This is a genomic window from Hydrogenobaculum sp. (assembly GCF_049967395.1).
Classification (GTDB): Bacteria; Aquificota; Aquificia; order Aquificales; family Aquificaceae; genus Hydrogenobaculum.
Map to the genome: position 1 here is coordinate 1 of NZ_JBMFST010000100.1, position 1,872 is coordinate 1,872.

At 33.1% G+C, this 1,872-nt stretch carries 3 protein-coding genes; all 3 read left to right on the forward strand.

Annotation, left to right across the window (positions count from 1 at the left end):
- On the forward strand, positions 1 to 934 hold a 934-nt coding region (locus ACP5S8_RS08245), incomplete at its 5' end, for an RAMP superfamily CRISPR-associated protein (protein WP_461876458.1).
- Positions 931 to 1,488 carry a type III-D CRISPR-associated protein Csx19 gene (gene csx19, locus ACP5S8_RS08250; RefSeq protein WP_461870969.1) on the forward strand — a complete coding sequence of 186 codons (558 nt, stop codon included), beginning with the start codon at positions 931 to 933 and terminating at the stop codon, positions 1,486 to 1,488. The genes ACP5S8_RS08245 and csx19, both read left to right, overlap by 4 nt.
- 1 nt (position 1,489) lies before the next feature.
- Positions 1,490 to 1,872, forward strand: a 383-nt coding sequence (locus tag ACP5S8_RS08255; protein ID WP_461876460.1) for an RAMP superfamily CRISPR-associated protein, incomplete at its 3' end; no start/stop codon positions are given.

Genomic DNA, 1,872 nt, shown 5'->3' on the forward strand with positions numbered 1-1,872 from the left:
AGAAAAAGATGTTGATAAAATAAGATCCGTACTGAAAACCATTATAAGAGAGCTTTCAAACGAAAACATAAAGATAGGTGCTTTTACTTCAAAAGGTTTTGGGCTTTTAAAACTGACAGATTACAAGCTTTATAGGTTTGACTTTCCAAGCGATATGAAAACGTATTTTAATTATCTTAAAAGCCATAAACTAGAAGATGTAAAATTGGACTCTTTAGAAAACATCCAAACGCTTGAAGAAAAAGCTCCAAGGGTAATTTTTGAAGGACGTTTTGAAATCAAAAACTCACTTATAATAAGAAAACAAGATATCCACGAAGAAGCAGACAGCGTGCAAATTACCACCAACGATAAATACACCATCACAGGAAGCTCTTTGAAAGGGGCTTTAAGGTCAAGGGCTTTAAGGATAGCAAAAACCCTTGGCATAAGCGAAGAAATTGTATATGAAGTGTTTGGTTCTAATAAAGATAATAAGAAGAAAGAGGAGGAAGAAAAAACTAAGCCTAAAAGACAAAAAGCAAGGCTTATAGTAAACGAGTGTTATATAGAAAAAGATTACGTTATTTCAGAAATGGTGCACCGCATCAAAATAGATAGGTTTACCGGTGGAGTAATAGAAACAGCTTTAATGAACTCAAAACCAATATGGCACAAAAAAGAGACGCTTAATATAAAGCTAGAGCTAGAAGATGCACAAGAGGCCTATATAGGGCTTATACTTCTTGTCTTAAAAGACCTTTGGAATGAAGATTTGGCACTTGGTGGTGAGAAAAGCATAGGAAGAGGTGTGCTGAAGGGCTCTTACCTTAAGATAAAAACAAAAGATGGTGAGTTTGAAATATCTAAAGAGAATGATAGGCTAAATATAAAAGGGAAAGAAAAATTAGAACATTTTGTAAAAGCTTTAAAAGAGTATAAGGAGGAACTATGAGTTTTAGCAAAATGCGAAAAATAGAAACTATTAAGTCCAAAAAAGAGGTTTTTGAACTTGAAAAGCTTGAGAAGGCTAAAGATATGCTAAAAGAGTACGAAGGCTGTCTTTTGATAGGTTGGTATGAGGATAGGATTATATTTGATAGGTTTGATAACCAAAAGGATATTTATTTTTCTCAAAAGCTCATAAACCTAAGGATTTTTAATCAAGAAAAAGAAGCTTTTATATATAGACATACCAATGGATTTAGTTTAAGGCTTTTAGAAGATAAAGAGGATGAAAAATCTTCTGATACAGAGTATTTTGATGCAGAGCAAGTACTTTTTGGTACAAACGCAGAGGAAAAAGAAGAATTTATAAGAGTTTTTGAAGATAGAGGTTTTTATATAGATATACCAAAATATGTATTACAAGATGCTATAAAGCTAAAAGATGAAAAACATTATCTTGTTTTAAAAACAAGAAACTACATAGGGTATTTACCAAGTTTTCAGGCAAGCGTTGAAGACGTGAGATTTGTAGATATCTCTGTAAAACCAAAAGGAGGTTGATATGGATAACAGATATCGTAATCAAGGGCAAAGAGCACAAACACACGCAAGCCAAGACAAAAGAAAACCAGCCAAAGCCCCATACAACTTTATACCGTTAAATGATAAACCAATAGAGGTAGGAAAACCGCCTGCTTTTGATACATATTACGAGGATAGGTATACAGGTTATATAGAAGTAGAGATAAAAACCCTCACTTATACTTATATTAGAAAAACAAAGAAAGATATTGACTTTTTCAAAATAGGAGATACTTACAAAATACCCGGAAGCTCTCTAAGAGGGCTTATAAGGAGTTTGTTTGAGATAATCACCTACGGTAAATTTCACTTTCTTGAGGATAAAGACGACAAAAGACTACCTTTTAGGGCGGTGTCAGACAA